At 47.2% G+C, this 19935-nt stretch carries 20 protein-coding genes; 12 read left to right on the top strand and 8 right to left on the bottom strand.

Annotation, left to right across the window (positions count from 1 at the left end):
• Positions 1-94 precede the first annotated feature (94 nt).
• The 5 genes from MK185_08010 to MK185_07990 form a co-directional block, all read right to left on the bottom strand.
• Positions 95-292 carry a hypothetical protein gene (locus MK185_08010; protein MCH2040563.1) on the bottom strand — a complete coding sequence of 66 codons (198 nt, stop codon included), beginning with the start codon at positions 290-292 and terminating at the stop codon, positions 95-97.
• A 19-nt stretch (positions 293-311) separates the two neighbouring features.
• Positions 312-1118: an ethanolamine ammonia-lyase subunit EutC gene (gene eutC, locus MK185_08005; GenBank protein MCH2040562.1), complete on the bottom strand. Its 807-nt coding sequence runs from the start codon at positions 1116-1118 to the stop codon at positions 312-314.
• 33 nt (positions 1119-1151) lie between these two features.
• Positions 1152-2537, bottom strand: a complete 1386-nt coding sequence (locus MK185_08000; GenBank protein ID MCH2040561.1) for an ethanolamine ammonia-lyase subunit EutB — start codon at positions 2535-2537, stop codon at positions 1152-1154.
• 85 nt (positions 2538-2622) lie between these two features.
• Positions 2623-2793 (bottom strand): hypothetical protein, encoded by a 171-nt coding sequence (locus MK185_07995; protein ID MCH2040560.1) that lies wholly within the window; start codon positions 2791-2793, stop codon positions 2623-2625.
• Between the two features lie 65 nt (positions 2794-2858).
• Entirely contained in the window at positions 2859-4205 is a 1347-nt protein-coding gene (locus MK185_07990) for an ammonium transporter (GenBank protein ID MCH2040559.1), read from the bottom strand.
• 358 nt (positions 4206-4563) lie between these two features.
• On the opposite strand from MK185_07990, the gene MK185_07985 reads away from it, so the two are divergent.
• The 8 genes from MK185_07985 (at position 4564) to MK185_07950 (ending at position 14253) form a co-directional block, all read left to right on the top strand.
• Positions 4564-5175 carry a flavin reductase family protein gene (locus tag MK185_07985; GenBank protein MCH2040558.1) on the top strand — a complete coding sequence of 204 codons (612 nt, stop codon included), beginning with the start codon at positions 4564-4566 and terminating at the stop codon, positions 5173-5175.
• 243 nt (positions 5176-5418) lie between these two features.
• Positions 5419-6579, top strand: a complete 1161-nt coding sequence (locus tag MK185_07980; GenBank protein MCH2040557.1) for a fatty acid desaturase — start codon at positions 5419-5421, stop codon at positions 6577-6579.
• Between the two features lie 188 nt (positions 6580-6767).
• On the top strand, positions 6768-7448 hold the full coding sequence (locus MK185_07975) for a hypothetical protein (GenBank protein MCH2040556.1): 681 nt from the start codon (positions 6768-6770) through the stop codon (positions 7446-7448).
• Between the two features lie 108 nt (positions 7449-7556).
• The gene (locus tag MK185_07970; GenBank protein ID MCH2040555.1) at positions 7557-8834 is read left to right on the top strand and encodes a DUF2236 domain-containing protein; all 1278 of its coding nucleotides are present in this window, start codon (positions 7557-7559) and stop codon (positions 8832-8834) included.
• Between the two features lie 222 nt (positions 8835-9056).
• On the top strand, positions 9057-9791 hold the full coding sequence (locus tag MK185_07965) for a TetR/AcrR family transcriptional regulator (GenBank protein ID MCH2040554.1): 735 nt from the start codon (positions 9057-9059) through the stop codon (positions 9789-9791).
• Positions 9792-9829: 38 nt separating this feature from the next.
• Positions 9830-12160, top strand: a complete 2331-nt coding sequence (locus tag MK185_07960) for an MMPL family transporter (protein ID MCH2040553.1) — start codon at positions 9830-9832, stop codon at positions 12158-12160.
• Positions 12161-12178: 18 nt separating this feature from the next.
• Complete coding sequence (locus MK185_07955) at positions 12179-12982, top strand: outer membrane lipoprotein-sorting protein (GenBank protein ID MCH2040552.1); 804 nt, start codon at positions 12179-12181, stop codon at positions 12980-12982.
• Between the two features lie 23 nt (positions 12983-13005).
• On the top strand, positions 13006-14253 hold the full coding sequence (locus MK185_07950; GenBank protein MCH2040551.1) for a hypothetical protein: 1248 nt from the start codon (positions 13006-13008) through the stop codon (positions 14251-14253).
• A gap of 89 nt (positions 14254-14342) precedes the next feature.
• On the opposite strand, the gene MK185_07945 is transcribed toward MK185_07950, so the two are convergent.
• Positions 14343-14798: a hypothetical protein gene (locus tag MK185_07945; protein MCH2040550.1), complete on the bottom strand. Its 456-nt coding sequence runs from the start codon at positions 14796-14798 to the stop codon at positions 14343-14345.
• Between the two features lie 470 nt (positions 14799-15268).
• Here MK185_07945 and MK185_07940 point away from each other — a divergent pair, with 470 nt between their 5' ends.
• The gene (locus MK185_07940) at positions 15269-15940 is read left to right on the top strand and encodes a DUF4334 domain-containing protein (protein MCH2040549.1); all 672 of its coding nucleotides are present in this window, start codon (positions 15269-15271) and stop codon (positions 15938-15940) included.
• A 391-nt stretch (positions 15941-16331) separates the two neighbouring features.
• Here the strand turns inward: MK185_07940 and MK185_07935 are convergent, their stop codons facing one another.
• The gene (locus MK185_07935; GenBank protein MCH2040548.1) at positions 16332-16793 is read right to left on the bottom strand and encodes a hypothetical protein; all 462 of its coding nucleotides are present in this window, start codon (positions 16791-16793) and stop codon (positions 16332-16334) included.
• Positions 16794-17012: 219 nt separating this feature from the next.
• Here MK185_07935 and MK185_07930 point away from each other — a divergent pair, with 219 nt between their 5' ends.
• The 3 genes from MK185_07930 (at position 17013) to MK185_07920 (ending at position 18991) form a co-directional block, all read left to right on the top strand.
• Positions 17013-17684 carry an SDR family oxidoreductase gene (locus MK185_07930; GenBank protein MCH2040547.1) on the top strand — a complete coding sequence of 224 codons (672 nt, stop codon included), beginning with the start codon at positions 17013-17015 and terminating at the stop codon, positions 17682-17684.
• Positions 17685-17902: 218 nt separating this feature from the next.
• Positions 17903-18262, top strand: a complete 360-nt coding sequence (locus MK185_07925; protein MCH2040546.1) for a hypothetical protein — start codon at positions 17903-17905, stop codon at positions 18260-18262.
• A 57-nt stretch (positions 18263-18319) separates the two neighbouring features.
• On the top strand, positions 18320-18991 hold the full coding sequence (locus MK185_07920; protein ID MCH2040545.1) for a hypothetical protein: 672 nt from the start codon (positions 18320-18322) through the stop codon (positions 18989-18991).
• Positions 18992-19037: 46 nt separating this feature from the next.
• Here the strand turns inward: MK185_07920 and MK185_07915 are convergent, their stop codons facing one another.
• A complete protein-coding gene (locus MK185_07915) occupies positions 19038-19928 on the bottom strand; it encodes a LysR substrate-binding domain-containing protein (GenBank protein ID MCH2040544.1) in 891 nt (296 codons plus the stop codon).
• Positions 19929-19935 lie beyond the last annotated feature (7 nt).

Genomic DNA, 19935 nt, shown 5'->3' with positions numbered 1-19935 from the left:
TCTTGAGCATCGGGTTATATCGGTTTTTATTCAGGGGCGCCAGCCTGAATGACCAATAAGCGTCTGAGACGGCTGCTGTTACCGGGATGCTGTTTTACGATGCCTGATTGTTATTACGCTTTTGTTGCCAGATTTCGTAACCGTTCACACCAATGTGCAGTAACAGAGCTAACGCTGCTGCAACGGCCAGCGGAATAAAACCTCGCCAATTGAGTAGAAAAAAACCGCTGGAAAATAATAAGAAGGTTGGATAAAACAACGTTCTCTTCAGGAGCAGGGGGAAATGTTTCATGATTAAACTCCGGTAAAATTCATTGAGATTGCAGCAGTAAGTTAGCCGGACTCTTTTCCAGCCTCTGTTTGCCGTTATCGGATTCATCTTTCAGGTTAACGCCCGACAGCTGGCGTCGATGCGCTTCCAAAATCAGATACATCAGTTTGTGTGTCGCTTCTTCGTAGCTCAGCCCTTCAAGCCGGATATTAGAAATACAATTACGGTGAGCATCGTTTTTGCCACTTTGTGGCTGCCAGGTGAAATAACATCCTAAGGAATCGGGTGAACTCAGGCCCGGACGTTCGCCAATTAACATCACTAACATACGTGCGTTTAACGCTTCTCCGATTGGATCACCAATGGCGACCCGTGCCTGTTCTGCCAGAACAACCGGACCGGCAGTTAACGATGTGGCGGCCAGTGCCGAGGTAATCGCCAACAACATATTGCTGGCATGATGACTGACAGCCGCCGATGACAAGCCATCAGCAATCACAAATGCGATATCAAACTCCGTTGGAGTTACCTGTTGCAGTTGCCGTTGATCCTCCTCATGCAACAGTCTGCCCAGATCCGGGCGTTGTAAATACATTGCACGATCTGATGCCTGGCTGCGTACCTTAAAAATGGATGACGAGCTTGTACCGCAATCCTCCAATTGTTGTTTTAATGCAGTAAAATCCAGCGGCAGGTGCACCGCATCTCTGGCTCTGGCATGAGCCAGCTGAAATTGCAGATGCACATCAGTAGTCAGACTGATGCCAGCCCGGCCTAAGCCAATACGGGCATCGGTGTAGCGACGCAGACTCTGCCAGGGGTTATCGTGAATAAAATCATTGGTCATCGAGTTGCTCCTGGTGATTTTTTACGCAGGCTGTCATTGAGCAAGTACGTGCTTAAAAGCGTCAGGCAGTTGTTGACCACCAAAAGCCAAATGATTGTGCTGATTAAAAATTCCAATTTGCTTCAGCCAGGCTTCAAATTCCGGCGCTGGTTTTAACCCCAGCAGTTCACGGGCGTACAACGCATCGTGGAAGGAGGTGGTTTGATAATTCAGCATAATGTCGTCAGAACCGGGGATTCCCATAATAAAAGTTCCTCCTGCGGCAGCAAACTGAGTCAGTAACATATCCATATCGTCCTGATCTGCCTCGGCGTGATTGGTGTAACAAATATCGCAGCCCATCGGCAGGCCTAACAATTTGCCACAAAAATGATCTTCTAATCCCGCACGAATAATCTGTTTGCCGTTATACAAATACTCCGGACCGATAAAGCCCACCACAGTGTTCACCAGCAAGGGATTAAACTTGCGTGCCACAGCATAGGCTCTGACTTCACAAGTCTGCTGATCAACACCGTGATGAGCGTTGGCGGAGAGGGCGCTTCCCTGGCCAGTTTCAAAATACATCAGGTTGTTACCCACTGTGCCGCGCTTGAGGCTCAGGCCAGCATCATAGGCTTCTTGCAGAATATTCAGGTTTACGCCAAATGAGTCATTGGCGCCCTGGGTGCCGGCAATGGACTGAAAAATCAGATCAACCGGCGCTCCGCGGTTAATGGCTTCAATATGGGTGGTGACGTGGGTTAATACACAGCTTTGAGTCGGAATCTGATAATGCTGAATAACGTCATCCAGCATGGTCATTAATGTAGTGACGGCTTCAATATTGTCACTGGCGGGGTTGATACCAATAACGGCATCGCCGTTGGCATATAACAACCCATCTAATACAGAGGCGGCGACGCCAGCAGGATCATCGGTCGGGTGATTGGGCTGAAGTCGGGTGGACAGGTGGCCTTTTAGCCCGATGGTATTGCGGAAGCGTGTGACCACTTCACATTTATTGGCAACCAGAATTAAATCCTGGATGCGCATTATTTTACTGACGGCGGCGACCATTTCTGGTGTCAGTCCGGGAGACAGCTGTTGCAGACTGGCTGTGGTGGCTTGTTCACTCAATAGCCAGTTACGGAAATCTCCTACCGTTAAATGACTCACTGGTTTAAACGCATCGGCGTCGTGTTCGTCGATAATCAGCCGTGTCACTTCATCGTCTTCGTAGGGAATCAGACATTCCTGCAGAAACGTTTTTAAAGGCACCTGAGCCAGAGTTAATTGTGCTGCTACCCGCTCTTGTTCGTCGCGGGCGGCAACTCCAGCCAGGCAGTCACCCGAGCGTAATGGTGTGGCTTTGGCCATCAACGTTTTCAGGTCATTAAAAACAAACTGCTGTTGTCCCAGGGAAATCTGATAACTCATGTATTATTTCTGCGTTTTTACTTTCTAAATTAAGCCATGCCTGTCACACACTGACAGGCATGGTCTAAGTGAGTTTTAGTGACTGTTACTCTTTGTGCTGATCGAAGCTTTCATTTTCGTGTTTGATAATGGCACCCATAAAACCACAAAAAATTGCAACGGCGCCAATACACATCGCGCCGATGACGACTGGATTATCGGCGAAGGTAAAATAGGCAGCAACGCCTTCCCAACTGGTTAACGGTGATGAATTCATACAGCTCTCCTGGCCCGCATCAGGCGCGGGCGGTAAAATTAAAAGACAAATAACGATGGTGTGGATCAGCCCGCTGCCGGAGTGAGCTTTTCCGTTGCCGGTGTGGTTTGCGTAACCACGTCCTGTGCCGGTACGGTTTCCGGATATGGCACCGCCGGAATTTCTACCAGGTCGAGACCTTTTGCCTCAACTTCCGGTGGTACACGCAACATGCCGAGTTTTTTCAGTGCCAGAGAAATCAGGTAACCCGGTACAAAGCCTAATGCCACCATAATTGCTGCGCTGGTTAACTGACCCGTGAAATTAATCTGCGGAGCACCTTCGATCACGTTCGGATAGCCGGATGCGAAAATACCAACGAAAACCACGCCCAACACACCACACCAGCCGTGCACCGCAACGGCACCTACAGCATCATCGATACCTTTGCTTTCCAGAAATTTACCAAACAACGGCATGGTGGCGCCGCCAAATACTGCCAGCATAAAGGTCAGGCCCGGGTAATACAGATCGAGACCTGCTGCAATGGTGATGATCCCAGCTAAGCCGCCGGACATGGTCATGAATGGTTCACGGGAAGTGAGGTATGCGCCAATAACGCCTCCGGCAAAACCCATCAGAGTATTAAAAGCGAAAGCAGATAAATTGGTTGGGTTGTTATAAATGGTTGTCCAGCCGGTATCGCCACCATTAAAAATAATGCAACCACCAAGGAAGCCGAAGAAACCAACAATAATCATCATCAGACCAATCAATGCCATTGGCATATTATGTGGCACAATCGCCATGGCTTGTCCGTCGACGTATTTACCGATACGTGGCCCCAGATTGATTAGAACACCAAGAGAGAAGAACCCGGCCACTGCATGAACCACACCGGATGCACCGACGTCGTGATACCCAAGAACGCCGGTTAGCCAACCATCCGGGTGCCAGCCCCAGGCAGCCGCCAGGATCCACAACACCGAACCCACGGCAATGGTCAAAATTAAATAAGCACTTAAGCGAATGCGCTCGATTACGGCGCCAGACATAATCGACCCGGTTGTTGCACCAAATAACGCAAATGCAGCCCAGAAAATACCGGTACCCAAATCTTTGGCATCAGGTCCCATACTGGTTGACCACGGCAATGCAGAAGTTGCATCGACAGGAATAAAGCCACCGGGAAAAGCGTTATAAATCCACCATCCGAAAAAGTAGAAAGTTGGGATAATAACGGCAAGGGTGAGGATATTTTTCATACCGGATGCCAACGCGTTTTTAACCCGTGAGGCACCAATTTCGTAGGCTAAAAAACCCGCATGAATCATAAACATAATGGCAGTACACCACCAATAGAACACCTCAATGTTCATTTGCTGATGCATTTCGAAAGCACTTTTCAGCGCTTCCAGTTCGGTAGGTGTCATAGATAATTCTCCTGATCTGATTGTAATAAACTGAAAAAACCGCGGTTAGTTGACCGGTTTGTTGCAGTTGTGATGCCAGAGTCTTGATACAAAAAATTACATTTTAATTGACCCCTTTGTCATCAGCTCCGGGTTGAGACTTGTTCGATTGGGTCATAATTTTTACAATTTTGACCGCTTTGTAATTTGGGCTGGTAAATCTGTTTTATTTACGCTGGCCAAACCCAGCGTCGCTAAGTGATTTTATTGAATAGGTGTTCAATGACGGTGCACGCCAGTCCCTCATGTGCGCCTTTGTTGATCGTATTTTCAGACAGCAGCGACCGGATTTATTAGCTTTATTAAAGGAAGCATTATTATGAAACTGAACCTGACCGAGTTATCACCTACTCAGATTTATCATCTGCTAGTACAGACTGTATTGCCGCGACCAGTGGCCTGGATTCTTTCCGAGCAGGCCAACGGCAAGCGGAATCTGGCGCCGTTTTCTTTTTTTGCTCCGGTTTGTTCCAATCCGCCAACGCTGGTGGTTTCGATTGGAAACAAGATGGCACGGCAACCCAAAGATACGTTTGCCAACCTGAAGCGCACTGGCCGCTGCGTGGTTCATATTGCTTCCTTAGCGCAGTTGGAGGCATTGAACCAGAGTGCGATGACGCTGGGCGATCATGAAAGTGAAGTGGAGCACCTGGGTCTGACGATCGAACCCTTTGCAGAACATGGCCTTGGGCGCATAGCAGAAGCACCGGTTGCTTTTGCGTGTAAGTTTCAGCAGGTGGTCGAGCTGGGCGATGCGCCGCAGCGCGTTGTCTTTCTCGAAATTGAGCAGGTCTATCTGGATGACGCGATTGCCAGCGAAGTTGACGGACGTTTAACTGTATCGGCGCAAGAGCTTGATCCCGTTGCGCGGTTAGGTGGCACGGAATACTCGGCATTGGGAGAACTGATCAGTAAGCCCAGGCCGCAATAGCCGACTGTGCATTAAAAACGGACTTTGGGCGTAACAGTCAGTAAGCTAACCTGGAAATAGACTTGTGCTTTCCTGGAATAAATTGTCGGCCATTGGGATGTTTGGTTACCCACAGCCCGCCTCTATGGCTTATGTCCGCTTTTTCTATCCACAGAGATCATGTCCGTGATCAGCCTGATACCACCGCGCAGCGGGATAAGGTATGATCTCATCACCTTCATTTGGATGTGATTACAACCGATCATGAACAATAACAATTCTCCCCAGCAACAAGGTAAGGCACCGTTGAACTGGGTGCCTGTGATTATGTTTACGCTAACCACACTGGTATCCGTTACTTTGGTGCCCTGGTATGGCATTGCCTATGGGTATGAAGCATCCGCCTGGGCCGCTTGTGTCATCATCACGTGGATGACTGGCATGGCAATTACAGGTGGCTACCATCGATTGTGGTCACATAATGCATACCAGGCTCACTGGTTACTGCGTTTGTGGTACGCCTTGTGGGGAGCAATGGCGTTTCAGAATAGCATCCTGTCCTGGAGTTCCGGCCACCGTGTTCATCATCGCCATTGTGATGATGTGGATCTTGATCCTTATTCGGCTAAGCGTGGTTTATGGTTCTCTCATATGGGTTGGATGTTACGCAAATACAAAAGCGGCGAAGTTAACTTCGACAATGTTAAAAATCTGATGAAAGACCCGATTGTGGTCTGGCAGCACAAATACTACGTCGTCATTGCTATGGGAATGAATATTGGTGTGCCACTCATGCTGGGACTATTGACGGACGATCTTTGGGGGATGTTGTTGCTGGCGGGATTCCTACGTATTGTGATGGCTCACCACATTACTTTCTTTATTAACTCCATCGCTCATAAATGGGGGTCGCAGCCTTACACAGACGAGAATACCGCTCGCGATAACGCTTTTTTCGCTTTTCTCACCCACGGTGAGGGTTACCACAACTATCACCATATTTTTCAGACAGATTACCGCAACGGTATTCGTTGGTTCCATTGGGACCCAACCAAATGGTTCATTAAAGTCTGCTCCTGGATAGGGCTGGCCTCCGATCTGAAAGTTGTACCGGATTTTAAGATTCGTCGCGCCATGGTAAAAATGCAGTTTAAACGTGCTCAGGAAAAACTGGCCGTTTCCAAGTCCAGCGATCCAGCAGTATTGGCGCAATGGTCGGTTCAACTGGAAAAAGAGTACGAAGAGTTTAAAGCCATGCTGAATGAATGGACCGATCTACAGGCTGGCAAGTATGAGCAGACCAAGCGTAATCTGTTCGTAAAATGGGAGAAAGCAGCGCTGCGTACCCGTTATAAAGAGCTGGAGTATTCACTGAAGATGCAGCATGAGCGTCTTCGACTGATGACGGCTCAATTTGCAGGTTAACGGTGATAACGACTGATGAAACCGTCAGGATGTTAACGTCCTGGCGGTTTTTTTTATGGCTCTGTTGTGAGAAATATCACAGAGATTGCGGACGCAGGTCTCAGACTTTGTTGATAACTTAGTTAAACTTTCAACTGTTGAGAATTTAGCTCAATACTCAGGATCATAACTTATTTAAGGACGAAACCATGAAACACCTTATTCCTCTAATGATGGCATCATCACTTCTGGTAGCGTGTGGAAGCGACTCAGACTCAGATGGTAGCTCTAATCCCAAATTACCAGCCTTCAGCTTTGCAAGTGGCCAGAATTCTCAAGCCAGTGCTTTCTCGGCGAAAGGCCAGGGTATTATGTCCGGTCTCCAGCAGGAACTTGATCAACTCGGTGATGCGAATTATGCCAAGTCTGGTGGCAAAGAAACCTGGACCTACCGCAATGGTAATGCCTTTCTCACCTTCGAATACGTTGATGGAAGTGGCCAGGATACCTGGAAGATTATCCTGGATGGCGAGGATGACGGTGAGTTTTACAACAATTGGGTTGTAACGAAAATAACTCAGAATGATGATGGCGATTCCGGTTCAATTGAGACTTATTATGATGGTAAGACACAAATAGAAAGCCGTCTGGAAATGTCAGAGGACCGATTATTGGTCGAGGAATATAATGAGGATGGCGGTACTTCTGAAAAAGCCCTGATATTGAGTGAATCTGAAACCAAAGGACGTATGTTAGTTCAAAGTGGATCAGAACCATTTTCCGGGGTGACCTGGGATAACGATCTGGTCGTCACCTACAGCAACTGCTCTGGTACTTTCAATGCGGCAGAAACCGCTGATCTCGCTGTTATTTGTGAGACCGCTCAGTAACTCTGCATTGATGAGCAAAAAACGACAAAGCCCAGTCTTTGTCGTTTTTTATTTTCCCGCCCTTGTGCTCCAATAACCATAAATAACAACTGATACTAAACGTTAATTATGGCCAGCTCTCAGCAAGCAACTCACTCTTCCACCAATGTGGTTATCCCCAACCGTTTTGTGTTTGCCGACGGTCATCGTACTTTTCGTGCGAGTAAGATTCGCTGGGGTTTTAAAATACTCTTTGGTCATAAACCCAACCCGGATGATGCGCTTATCCAGCGTTTTGCGGAATCGTATATGCAATCTGATACGGTTGCTGACGCAGTGGCGGAAGAGTTGTTCGCCAGCATGAAACCTCAGCAGGGGATGCAGCTATTAAAACAGGGTATTGAACAGGGGGCAGACGCCCTGATTTATGATGACGGTGAATGTCAGGCTCCGGCGTTATTCAATTTAATTAAAAAAGCTGAACACACGCCCGACTGGGTTGACCAGAGTAAGCTTGATCTGGCATGTCGCACCATTCACCGTTGTGGTCGCCACGCCATGTATGCGCTGGGAGATCTGGCGTTGTTAGGTGGCTACGCCAATGCTGATATCGCCAAACCACTGGCCTTTACCGGGGCATTAAATGGGAATAGTTCATTTGATCGGGTATCGGAGACCACATCATTCTGGTTTGACGTTACCACACCGGGTGGGTTGGATGTTCATGCCAAAGGTTACAACTCAGCGATTCGTGTGCGCATTATGCATGCGCTGGTGCGCCGGCGGTTATTAGCGCACCCTGATTGGAATTCCGCTGAGTGGGGGTTACCGATTAATCAGGGTGATTCGCTGGCAACCAACGTTGCCTTTTCGATGTTGATGATTCTCGGCTGTAAAATGTTGGGCTGGCGTTTTGACGATGAAGACATCGAAGCCGTGTTGCACCTCTGGCGTTACACCGGTTACCTGATGGGAGACAATTACCAGTTATTGCCACAAACCCGTCAGGACGGTGTGAACTGGTTGTACATGATCGCGATTGCCAGTCGCATCAATCCTGATGGCGACAGTTTGGAACTGGCCAGTTCCTATCTTGAAGCTTTTCGCGAAGTTCCTGGCAGCCCGCTTTACCAAACCTTTGTTTACTGGTTGCATCGGGCGTATGCCGGCTTTTTTATACCGCGGGATATTCGTAAAGCGCTGCATCTGCCGACAACATATGGTTTGAAGCTGCTGCCAGCATTACAGGCGCCGCTGATCTGGAGCCTCGACTGGCTGAGTCGCCGCTGGTCAATGCTTGATAAGACACTGATGAATGTTGGCCGCCGCGGCCAGGCCACTATTGTTTCAAGTCGACTGCAGGGGCGCGAAGTTGATTTTCGTGACAAACAAACCTTAACCCGCTGATCATTGTTTTTATTTATACCGTTATCTATTTGAGTTTACGGAAAAATAGACCGTTATTGGTTTGCTATAAGAAACAATGCGTTCTGAAAAGGTGCGTATTTCCCGCTTCAAATTCCGTTGATTGACATATAATCTGACGACTCGTCAAAAATGACGAGTCGTCAATAAGCCAGTTCGTGGCACAAATATGCCAGTGGCTGTCGCAATACGGGTATCAGTAATGTGAGTCAGTTCAGTAAAGCAGAGCAAAAACGTCACGCTCGGGAAGAAGAGTTAATTGATTTGGCGGTTGATATCATTGCAACCGATGGGCCGGGCTCGTTAACTCTGGAGAAGTTGACGTCCCGCTCTGCTTATTCCAAAGGCACCATCTACAACCACTTCAGCAGTAAAGAAGATTGTTTGATCGCACTGTGCTGTCGTGCGGTGTCGTCAATTATGGCGTTTTTCCAGCAAGCGGTTGAGTTCGATGGCAACTTACGTGAAAAAGCACTGGCGGTGCATTATTCCTATCAATTGTATTCACGTATTCATCCAACCTTGTTCCAGGTGGTATTGATCAGTAAATCGCCGGGCGTGCGCGACAAAACCTCCGAAAAACGCCTTGAATCAATGGACCTGCTTGAATATCAAATCAATGGCTTCAGCGATTCGATGCTGATGCACGCTCTACAGCAGGGCGCCATTAAAAATCCAAACGTGAATGTAGAATCTGCCAGCTTTGCCAATTGGGCAATGTCATTTGGCACATTAGCTTTGGCCAACTCTGCGGCAGAGGCAACCGCCGTATCCCGTTTAGACCAAGAGGATATTCTGCTCAATAACGTCAACTTACTGATGGATGGTATGGGTTGGCACCCGTTATCCGGCGATTGGAATTACAGCGATAGCTGGAAGCGTATCGCCGAATTTTTAAAGCCACTGACAGTTCAGCAAACAACCAAAAAGCACGATTAAAAACAACAATTTTATAACCCTCAACGGGAGGAAACGTTATGAGGCAGGTTTGGTTAAACAGTATTCTGCGCCACCCCTGGATCACCATTATGCTGGTATTTGTACTCGGCATTGGTGCAGCCGCAGGCGGCAAAAATCTGTATTTCCGTGGCGACTATAAGGTGTTCTTTGAAAAAGAATTCCCGCAGCTGGTTGCCTTCGAGGAAATGCAGCGTCTATTTAATAAAAACGATAATGTCTCCATCATTGTTGTCCCTAAAGAGGGTACGGTGTTTGAGCCGGATATGATCGCTCAGATTAAAGAGCTGACCGATGAAGCCTGGCAAACACCGTTTTCTAGCCGGGTTGATTCGATCACTAACTATCAACATACCTGGGCAGAAGAAGACGACTTAATTGTTGAAGATCTGATTCTCGAACTGGATATGATTGATGATCAATCGATTCAGCGAGCGAGACAGGTTTCGACATCGGAGCCTAACCTGCTGAATCGTCTGGTTTCTGCTGATGGTAAAGTAGCGGTGGTAAATATCACAATTCAGCTACCTGACCAGGAAAATAATACGCTTGAGGTTATTGAGGTTACTGAGTTTGCCAAGAACTTAAGTGAACAATTCTCTGAGAAATACAAAAGCGCTGACTTTTATCATACCGGCGTCATCCTGATGAACTACAGCTTTGCTACCGAGGGGCAGAAGGATATGGCGACGCTGATTCCTCTGATGTTCCTTGCAATCATCATTATGCTGGCCATTTTATTACGCAGTGTGATTGGTATGTTATCAACGCTGGTGGTGATTATTTTAACCATTGCCGCAACCATGGGCGTAGGGGGCTGGCTGGGATATTTCTTATCCACGGGTACCATTAACGTACCAATTGTGGTGATGACATTGGCGGTCGCTGATTGTGTGCATTTGGTGGCGTCGATGCAGTTTGCGATGCGTCAGGGGAAATCCCGTGAAGAAGCCGTGGCGTTTGCTATGGATCTGAATTTAATGCCTATTTTTATCACCAGTGCGACGACAGCCATTGGTTTCACCACTCTGATGTTTTCAGAATCACCGGTATTAGCCGACTTCGGAGAACTCAGTGCGATCGGCGTGATGATTGCCTTTGCATTATCTGTAACCGTTCTGCCTGCGTTATTGCGGGTACTACCAATGAAGGTAACGGTTGCACCGGAGCACCATGGGGGGATGGAAAAACTGGGCGATTGGGTGGTCAAGCACCATAAAATGCTGCTACCTATCACCGGTGCAGTGATGTTAGGGTTTGCTGCATTAGTGCCCCAGAATCAACTGAACGATGAAGCGACGAAATACTTTGATACCACCACCGACTTCCGTCAGTCAGTGGATAAACAGGAAGAATTAATCTCTGGTATGTCGTCAATCAACTGGGCGTTATACAGTAACGAGCCAAATGGCATTGCCAACCCGGAATTCCTGCAAGTGGTTGAAGACTTCAGTCAGTGGTTACGTCAGCAGCCGGAAGTCGACCATGTTGCAACCATCTCCGATACTATTAAGCGTCTGAATAAAAGCATGAACGCCGATAATGAAGAGTTTTATCGTTTACCGGGTGATCGTGAATTAACTGCGCAATACCTGCTGATGTACGAGATGTCTCTGCCTTATGGTCTGGATTTAAACAACCAACTGAATATTGACAAATCATCGACCCAGATAGTCAGTACTCTGCAAAATCTGGGTAGTAAAGAATACGTTGCCCTGGAAAAACGTGTACTTGACTGGTTCGCTGAGCGTGCTCCGCAGTACCGTATTGCAGGTTCCAGTCCAACGCTGATGTTTTCTCACATTGGTGAAACGAATATGGACAGCATGATCGTCAGTATGACGGCAGCGATGTTCCTGATTTCACTGCTGCTGATATTTGCTTTGCGCTCGCTACGTTTAGGTGTGATCAGTTTAATACCTAATATTATGCCTGCGGCAGTCGGTTTTGGGATATGGGCACTGATTTCCGGTGAAATAAATCTAGGTTTGTCGATCGTTGTTTCGATGACGTTGGGCATCATTGTTGATGATACCGTACACTTTTTATCCAAATATCAGCGCGCCCGTAACGAAGGTCGTGATGCCGAAGAAGCGGTACGTTATGCTTTCTCCAGTGTGGGACGGGCACTTGTGATCACCACTTTGGTATTATGCGTTGGTTTCTCACTGCTGGCACTATCTTCGTTCCGTATGAATGCAGATATGGGTACAGCGACGGCGCTGATTATCTTTATTGCGTTGGTGGTCGATTTCTTATTCCTGCCAGCCTTCCTGTTGGTGGCGGATAAACGTGACACTTCCGCAGGGGTGGCTATAAACGATAATATTCAATCTCAAGCGGCAAAATAAAAACTGAGGATAGCAATCATGAAATTTTTAAATACACTGGCAAGCTCGATTATTTTATTAACCGCAGCATCTTTTACTCAGGCATTGGAGCTGGAAGGCAAGACCCCGGAAGAGCAGGGTCTCGCCATTGCTCAGGAGCGTAAAACCCGCGATCTGGGTTGGGCGGATTCCCAGTCGGCCGTGACCATGATCTTACGCAATGCTCAGGGTGAGGAGAGTGTGCGCGAAATGCGTATGAAAAGCCTTGAGATTAACGACGACGGTGATAAGGGTTTAACCATCTTTGACAAGCCACGTGATGTAAAAGGTACTGCCTTTTTAAGTTTCTCTCATATCGAAAAAGCTGACGATCAGTGGTTGTACCTGCCAGCGCTGAAGCGGGTAAAGCGTATTTCTTCACGTAATAAGTCCGGTCCATTTATGGGCAGTGAATTCTCTTACGAAGATTTAAGCTCGTTTGAAGTGGAAAAATACAACTTCAAACTGCTGGGTGAAGAAACCGTAAACGGTGTGGACTGCTATAAAATTGAGCAGACTCCAACCGATAAGTATTCGGGTTATACCCGTCAGGTTGCCTGGTTAGATAAAGCTGAATTCCGTGCCCAGAAAATTGATTTCTACGATCGTAAAAAGTCGCTGTTAAAAACTCTGACCTTCAATGATTACAAGCAATACCTGGATCAGTACTGGCGTCCGATGGCGATGAATATGGTGAATCACCAGACTAAGAAAAGTACCGATCTGAAAACCAACAGCCTGGAATTTAAAACCGGTCTGAAAGACTCTGACTTTAACAAAGCCACGCTGAAGCGTGCCCGTTAAGTATTACGGAGCCAGAATCAGACATGAAATATTCCAAAACTATACTGCTGCCTGCGCTGTTCAGTGCAGCATCGGTTCAGGCGATTGATACATCAAGCATCGAAGTCAGTGGTAATATCGGTGCTGAATGGCGCGAGTTCATTGAAGCAGGGCAATGGAATAACGGCGAGGTTGAGCAGGCCCGCCATCAGTTCAGCATCAGTGCTGAACCGGAATTCGCCTGGGAATCAGAAAGTGGCGACCACGTTGTGGTATTTAAAGCCTTTGGTCGTTACGACAGTGAAGACGATGAACGTAGCCACGGCGATATCCGCGAAGCTTCCTGGTTAACTTACGGTGATGACTGGGAATTAAAAGCCGGTATCAGCAAAGTGTATTGGGGGGTGACTGAATCCCAGCATCTGGTGGATATTGTTAACCAGACTGACTTTGTAGAAGCACCGGACGGTGAAGATAAACTCGGTCAGCCAATGGTGAAATTGTCATTGGTACGAGATTGGGGCTTAGTAGATGCTTTTATTCTGCCAGGCTTTCGCGAGCGGACTTTCCCCGGAGAAGATGGTCGTTTTCGTCCGCAGCTGGTGGTAAAAGATGCGCAATACCAGGACGACGATAAAGATAAACACATCGACTATGCCTTACGCTGGAGCCATACCATTGATGATTACGATATTGGTTTATCGTATTTTAACGGTACCAGTCGCGATCCGTTATTAAAGCCGTCAGGTTTTAACGGTCCACAACCAACGGAATTCTCTGCCTTCTACGCGCAGATTAATCAGTTTGGTTTGGATTTTCAGGCGACGTTAGATTCCTGGTTATGGAAATTGGAAACTATTTATCGAACTTTTGATGAATCGGTCAAAGATTCTTTTCGCAGCCAGAAACTGGAAGATTACAGCGCGGCAACCGGTGGTTTTGAATATACCTTTTATGGCATTGCTGAAACCGACTGGGACTTAGGCGCGCTGATGGAATATCAGTACGATTCACGTGACCAGGCCAATATCAGTCTGACCCAGAACGATCTTTTTGTGGGTGGCCGCCTGGCGATGAATGATGCTGACTCCACTGAAATTCTGTTTGGTATGACTCAGGACCTTGATCACAGCAGTACCCGCAGCATGTTACTGGAAGCCGAAACCCGCCTGGGTGAAAGCGTTAAGCTGAATGTTGAAGGTTTGCTGTTCTCATCGGACGACGAAGATAACCTGAGCTATCAGTTCCGCCGTGACGATTATATTCAGGTTTCTTTGTATTATTACTACTGATACAAAACACTGAATTATTGATCAGACAAAAACGCCGCTATGGGTTTTCCGATAGCGGCGTTTTTTATTGTGTGTGATGTAAGGTTGGGTTATTGCAAATCGTGCTGTTGCTGCACACTTTTTCCCAGTGGCGTAATCGACCAGATTTCACCGTTCGAGCCTTTGGTGTTCATGGTAAATCCACGCAGCATTAATGCCTCCAGCGCTTTTTCAGTTTCCAGCTCTGGTTTTGATATTTCCCCGGCGATAGTCTTAGCGTATCGCCAGGTATAACCCGGCTTTTGCAAACGCTTCAGAATCTTTTTATCGGTACCGGATAAATTGTCTTTACGTTTGGCTTCTTCCTGTTGATCGGTGCTTGGTTCGGTCTGATTTTCGATCATGGTTTGTACCATCTTCATCTCGGCTTCGAACCCGGCGCCTTTAAAACGCGCGATTTTATCCAGGTTAGAGAATGCCAGACCAATTGCGCCTGCCAGAACCGCAACTCCCATCTCTGTGGTTAATCCCAGGAAGCCGTAAACACTGCTGACGCCCAGCAGCATGGTGTATGACGCAAATTGAAATGTCGTTTTGATGAGCGTTTCCTTTGTTTCTCGTTAGCTGAACGTTGTCAGAGAACAGCAGTGTTGTATAACGGCGGTTAGCTTGGAATAAAGCAGCGTAAAAAGCAATTCGGTGACCGCAGTTCAGTGGCGCTTACATCGTCTTTCAATGGGTAGCGTACCTGCTCAATGGTTGTAGTCATGGCAATACTTTCTGTTGTTTGAATGAGTTTGCCAGTGGATGTCATCAATCTGTACGGATGTTTGTATCCGACCCATGAATAGTACGGCGGCCCTCCTGACAACTGTTTGTCAGCAGAGGTTCGCGGTTTTGATTGTTTGACACGGCCAATACCCTATGCCATTCTAATTCTAAGAATGACATGTCATTCAGTTTTGAATGGCACTCACCACAACTCTGAACAGACCCAGTAGAACAAATAGAACAAATAGAAAACAGAGAGGTTGCTATGAATACACAAGGTAAAACCGTTATTAACCTGCCCGGTATTGTTTACGATCTGGCGCAATGGCTGATGTTTCCGCTGAATATGCTGATCAGCGGCTTATGTCACCTGCAACCGAAAGTGTCGGTATGGAACGAAGAGGGCAGCCAGAAGTTAAAGCTGGAAGGTTCGGGCAGATCTCTGGAAGAAATAAAAGCTGATATTCTGGCTGAGAAAGACGTCGCCTATAACGAAGAAGACCTGGTGCTGTTATATGACTCGCTGCCGAATGTGAACGCCAAAGAAGACCTGGTGGGTCGTGCCTGGAAAGGCAAAATTATGCGTACCAATGCCTCAGTGCTGGATATTGCCGAATGGGCAATTGTTCGTCCGCTGAGTTACCTGGGTGTTCGTTGGGGTAAGCGCTACCGCACTCAGCATCAGGGCGATCCACTGTTATTCCGCTGGATGGACAAAGTTTATCTGCCAATCCCGATCTGGGGTAATGTAGGTATGACGGATATTCGTTGGCGTGAAGATGCGACGGCAACCATGAATTACGACCATCAGCCGTGGAAAGATTATTTTAAGCTGGTGAATGATGAAGACGGCAAGGTTGTGTTGCTGGGTGTGTGGACTCACAAGCATATTGCCGGTGGTTGGTTCACGCTGACTTTGGAAGGTCCGGCTGGCTGATTTCATTACAATATCGCCACTATTTTGATCGGTAAATACGGCAGGCTTCAGCCTGCTGTTTCTTTTTTTAGCCAGATATTACTGATCGCGCAGGATTTCAAACTCCCAACGCTTGGCCTCAAATTATCTCCATATCGTTTTATTTGCTCAGTTCAGCTATCTCTTTGAAGGGTTTTTACGCGAAACTCTAAATCCATCCAAGGCTTCGCTAAGTGGTTACAGGTCATGATTATCATGGTGTCAGCTCCGTTGATATATGAGTTTCAGAGCAGGAGATTAGGGACCGTTTTATCTATGTTGACCGGCTGTTCTAGTGAGGAGTTTCGATACCTTTAAGTTACTTGAATGTGTCCAGATTATCGAGTAGCTAGTATTCGGTAACATCGTTTTGTTAGTTTTGAGCTCTGACAGTGTATTGTAGAGTCGTAGCTTCGATGCTTGAAATAACTTTTTCAAATTCAGTTGCACCTAATTCAAAAATAACTTTCCACTCAGCTGTGGATAAACCAAACTGTTCAAGATCAAAATTTGGTTTCAATTCATGGCTTAGAGAAATTGATATTCTGACCAAACTGTCTTCACTGGCAAGAAACTCAAACTCTAAACCAGGTTCTATAAAGCACAGTCTTGAATAACGCGGTAATTTTCGCTTGGCCAGACATCTGAACCATTCTAGAGTGCTTAACAGATCTGTAGTTTCCAGAGCCGGATCAATAGCTTCAAAAGCATTGTCACCTTGTTTAACTACCACTTTGACAAAACACCAGTCATCCGTAGGACTACCGGGGAATTGGTAGCCTTCGATTGAAAGAGCTAGCTCTACTTTATTTTCCACATTGAGTAACTTGAACATATATTTATCCATGAGAGGCTAACGCTTAAAGCCGCGGTTCATTTGGTGCCTTTGTTTGCTAAACTACGCCATCAAAGTAGGATAGTTATTATATCTGAGACTGCACATAGAACAGTGCCACTCTTAAGCATCGTGAGTTCCCAATCACCAAGCTTTCATTCCCCCTCAATTTCATTACTATGTTGGCCATCCAACACTTCCACCAAGCGGAGACAAAACATGGCAAATGTAGTGATTACCGGTGCTAACCGGGGTATTGGCCTGGAGCTGGCCAAGCTGTACGCCGCTCGTGGCGATTTAGTAACTGCGATCTGCCGTGAGGCAGGTGACGAGATCGAAGATATCGCTGATCAGACCATCAGCGGTATTGATGTAACCAACGAGCAGATTGGTCCGGGTCTGCAGACCATTCTTGCTGAGTTAGTAGAAGGTAAAATCGATCTGCTGATTAACAACGCTGGTCTGTTCAAAAACGAAACACTGGACGCGATGGATGCAGACAGCATCCGTGAGCAGTTCGAAGTGAACACCATCGCGCCACTGATGATTGCCCATGGCCTGGTGCCATTAATGGGTGAGGGCAGCAAGATCGCCAACATCACCAGCCGTATGGGCTCTATCGAGGACAACACGTCAGGTGCTTATTACGGCTATCGCGCATCGAAAGCGGCATTAAACGCAGTCGGCAAAAGCCTGGCGATGGATTTAAAGCCTCATGGTATTGCGGTGGCTCAGCTGCATCCGGGTTTTGTACAAACCCGTATGGTGGGCTTTAACGGGGATATCAGCCCGGCTGAAGCGGCGGCAGGTCTGGCGCAGCGTATCGACGAGCTGAATCTTGAGAATACCGGTGGCTTCTGGCACTCCAATGGCCAGCAACTGCCCTGGTAATAGCGCTATTTAATCGAAACAAGAGCGGAGCAGGGTAGGAATTATCTTGTTCCGTAATGCACAGAAATATAGGCTTAACCCTTAACGGATATTTTAGCAGCACCCATCGTAAGGCACGTCCATGTGCCTGCGATGGGCACGCGATAGTCCAATCGCTGCTTAAAAAACATCCGATAAGGGTTAATCTAAGCAAACAACTACAACCGAATGGGAAGGCTATGGCTAACCAACGTATTATTAAAAAGCGTCACACGACCTACTTAGGTGAATTTCTGGTTGATGCCAGCCAGGATGAATCCTGGAAAAAGAAACTTCAGGAATTAAAAATTGAAGACAAGCTGAATACATCTGAAATCGGTTTTCCTTCGGATTTTAATGCATTCTTCCCGGAGACCGTGGGTATGGAACTGCAATACTGTATCGAACGAGTGAACCTGGAAGATGTGCCTCGTGCGGCGTCTTGTTGGTGGCCGGTTGATGAATCGACGCATTTCTACATGGCTTACCCGGCAGGTTTTCCACAAACCTCTATTTTTATGGCCATCGATTTTGAAGAGCATAGCGACTGCTGCGCCTAATGGTTGCTGTGGATTTTGGATAGCATCAGAAATATTTAGCACCGAGGAATGTACTTGATGACAACACAAACTGAATTATCGTTTGCAGTGCTGAAACAGCGGTTACGTGATCAGCGCGATTTGTTTAATCAATTACATTCTACTCGCTTGCACCGAGCACTCAGTTGGCTACAGGCGGCTGAAAATCAGTCTGACGATAAAGATATGCAGTTTATCTCGGCCTGGATCAGTTTCTCTGCTTGTAGTTTTTCCAGCGCCGACACTTCTGGCAGTGCGTATTCTTTAGCCGAACAGAAGGACTTTCAGCATTTTATTCAGCAGCTGGTTGAGCTGGATAAACAGCAGAAAATTTATCATTGTTTGTGGCATCAATACTCCGGTCCGGTAAAGGCGCTTATTAAAAATCCGTACGTGTTCGCACCGTTTTGGCAATCTTTGCGCGAGAATAACGAAGACTGGAACGCCAAATTTGATCGTTCTTCTGTCGATGCGCTGAATTACCTCAGCCGTAAAAAGATTCCGGAACTACTCGGTATTGTGTTAGACCGACTGCAGGTATTGCACAACCAGGTTGTCGGGGGCGGAGCGACCTATCAGAGCCAAATTAACCGTGAGCAGGTTGAAGATGGTGCGCGACTGCTGATGACCCTGATGCCTATTATTATCGATATTATGCTGGAATCATCGGATCATGATTGGGGTGAACTAGCCTATCCGGTGATTACCTGATGTTCCTGAATCTGCTTATCGCATTAACGTTCGCCTGCGGAGTGCTTTAAAGCTCCGAAAAAACCTGCTTTAGCCAGTTATACAATTGCTGGTATCGTTTTTCTTTCTGGTCGTTAGGCTTAGTGATCAGATAAAATTTTTCTTCTGATGCAAAACGTTTGTCTCTCAGCGTTTGTAGCTCGCCACTGCGAATATCCATTTCAGAAATCGGAAAGCTTGCCAGCATTAATCCCAGACCATTTTTACTGGCTTGTATCGCACTTTCATAACTATCGAACCACAAATTCTGCCTCGCATTTAGCGGATAACCGAGCGCTTGTTCCACCCGTTGCCAGTCATTGATGCTGCGTCGGGCGTGAATTAGCGTTTGTTTTTGCCAACACAGTCGGCTATTTATTGGGTGCTGCTGCAGATAGCTAGGCGAGCCAACCGCCGCAATATCGACTTCAGACAGCAATCGGGCCTGATGGTCAGGCCAGGGTGGCGTGCCAAAGCGAATAGCCGCATCCAGTGTGGTTGCTTGTAAATCCTGATAGCCCGAGCTGGTGTGAATATCCAGCTGAATACCGGTCTGCTCAACAAACTTCGCCAGGCGCGGAATCACAATCCGGTTGGCGACATAATCCGTCATGCTGATGCGAATGTGTTTGGCGATGTACAAATCCGCGAAGCCTCGCCAGCCCTTTTGGTAATGCGTCAGGGTGGTTGCAGCAAACTGATAAAAACGTTCTCCGGCCTGAGTCAGCTTTAATTCTTTACCTTGACGACTGAACAGGGTTAAACCGATGCGGGTTTCCAGACTTTTAATCTGTTGGCTGACCGCTGACGGTGTGATGTTCAGCTGCTCTGCCGCCAGCTTAAAGCTGTTATGTTCGGCGGCAGCAACAAAGGCGGGTAAATACTGAATCGGCGGACTGGGGAAGACAGGCTGGTTCATAGGATTA

It is taken from the genome of Saccharospirillaceae bacterium (genome assembly GCA_022448365.1).
In the GTDB taxonomy this organism is placed as follows: Bacteria; Pseudomonadota; Gammaproteobacteria; order Pseudomonadales; family Oceanobacteraceae; genus Bacterioplanoides.
Note: the sequence above shows the minus strand (reverse complement) of the source record. Positions and strands in the feature narration are given on the sequence as shown.

Bases quoted from the DNA above. Each gene is read 5' to 3' on its own strand.
- MK185_08010 (MCH2040563.1), bottom strand. From the start codon at position 292: ATGAAACATTTCCCCCTGCTCCTGAAGAGAACGTTGTTTTATCCAACC.
- eutC (MCH2040562.1), bottom strand. From the start codon at position 1,118: ATGACCAATGATTTTATTCACGATAACCCCTGGCAGAGTCTGCGTCGC.
- MK185_08000 (MCH2040561.1), bottom strand. From the start codon at position 2,537: ATGAGTTATCAGATTTCCCTGGGACAACAGCAGTTTGTTTTTAATGAC.
- MK185_07995 (MCH2040560.1), bottom strand. From the start codon at position 2,793: ATGAATTCATCACCGTTAACCAGTTGGGAAGGCGTTGCTGCCTATTTT.
- MK185_07990 (MCH2040559.1), bottom strand. From the start codon at position 4,205: ATGACACCTACCGAACTGGAAGCGCTGAAAAGTGCTTTCGAAATGCAT.
- MK185_07985 (MCH2040558.1), top strand. From the start codon at position 4,564: ATGAAACTGAACCTGACCGAGTTATCACCTACTCAGATTTATCATCTG.
- MK185_07980 (MCH2040557.1), top strand. From the start codon at position 5,419: ATGAACAATAACAATTCTCCCCAGCAACAAGGTAAGGCACCGTTGAAC.
- MK185_07975 (MCH2040556.1), top strand. From the start codon at position 6,768: ATGAAACACCTTATTCCTCTAATGATGGCATCATCACTTCTGGTAGCG.
- MK185_07970 (MCH2040555.1), top strand. From the start codon at position 7,557: ATGGCCAGCTCTCAGCAAGCAACTCACTCTTCCACCAATGTGGTTATC.
- MK185_07960 (MCH2040553.1), top strand. From the start codon at position 9,830: ATGAGGCAGGTTTGGTTAAACAGTATTCTGCGCCACCCCTGGATCACC.
- MK185_07955 (MCH2040552.1), top strand. From the start codon at position 12,179: ATGAAATTTTTAAATACACTGGCAAGCTCGATTATTTTATTAACCGCA.
- MK185_07950 (MCH2040551.1), top strand. From the start codon at position 13,006: ATGAAATATTCCAAAACTATACTGCTGCCTGCGCTGTTCAGTGCAGCA.
- MK185_07945 (MCH2040550.1), bottom strand. From the start codon at position 14,798: ATGCTGCTGGGCGTCAGCAGTGTTTACGGCTTCCTGGGATTAACCACA.
- MK185_07940 (MCH2040549.1), top strand. From the start codon at position 15,269: ATGAATACACAAGGTAAAACCGTTATTAACCTGCCCGGTATTGTTTAC.
- MK185_07935 (MCH2040548.1), bottom strand. From the start codon at position 16,793: ATGTTCAAGTTACTCAATGTGGAAAATAAAGTAGAGCTAGCTCTTTCA.
- MK185_07930 (MCH2040547.1), top strand. From the start codon at position 17,013: ATGGCAAATGTAGTGATTACCGGTGCTAACCGGGGTATTGGCCTGGAG.
- MK185_07925 (MCH2040546.1), top strand. From the start codon at position 17,903: ATGGCTAACCAACGTATTATTAAAAAGCGTCACACGACCTACTTAGGT.
- MK185_07920 (MCH2040545.1), top strand. From the start codon at position 18,320: ATGACAACACAAACTGAATTATCGTTTGCAGTGCTGAAACAGCGGTTA.
- MK185_07915 (MCH2040544.1), bottom strand. From the start codon at position 19,928: ATGAACCAGCCTGTCTTCCCCAGTCCGCCGATTCAGTATTTACCCGCC.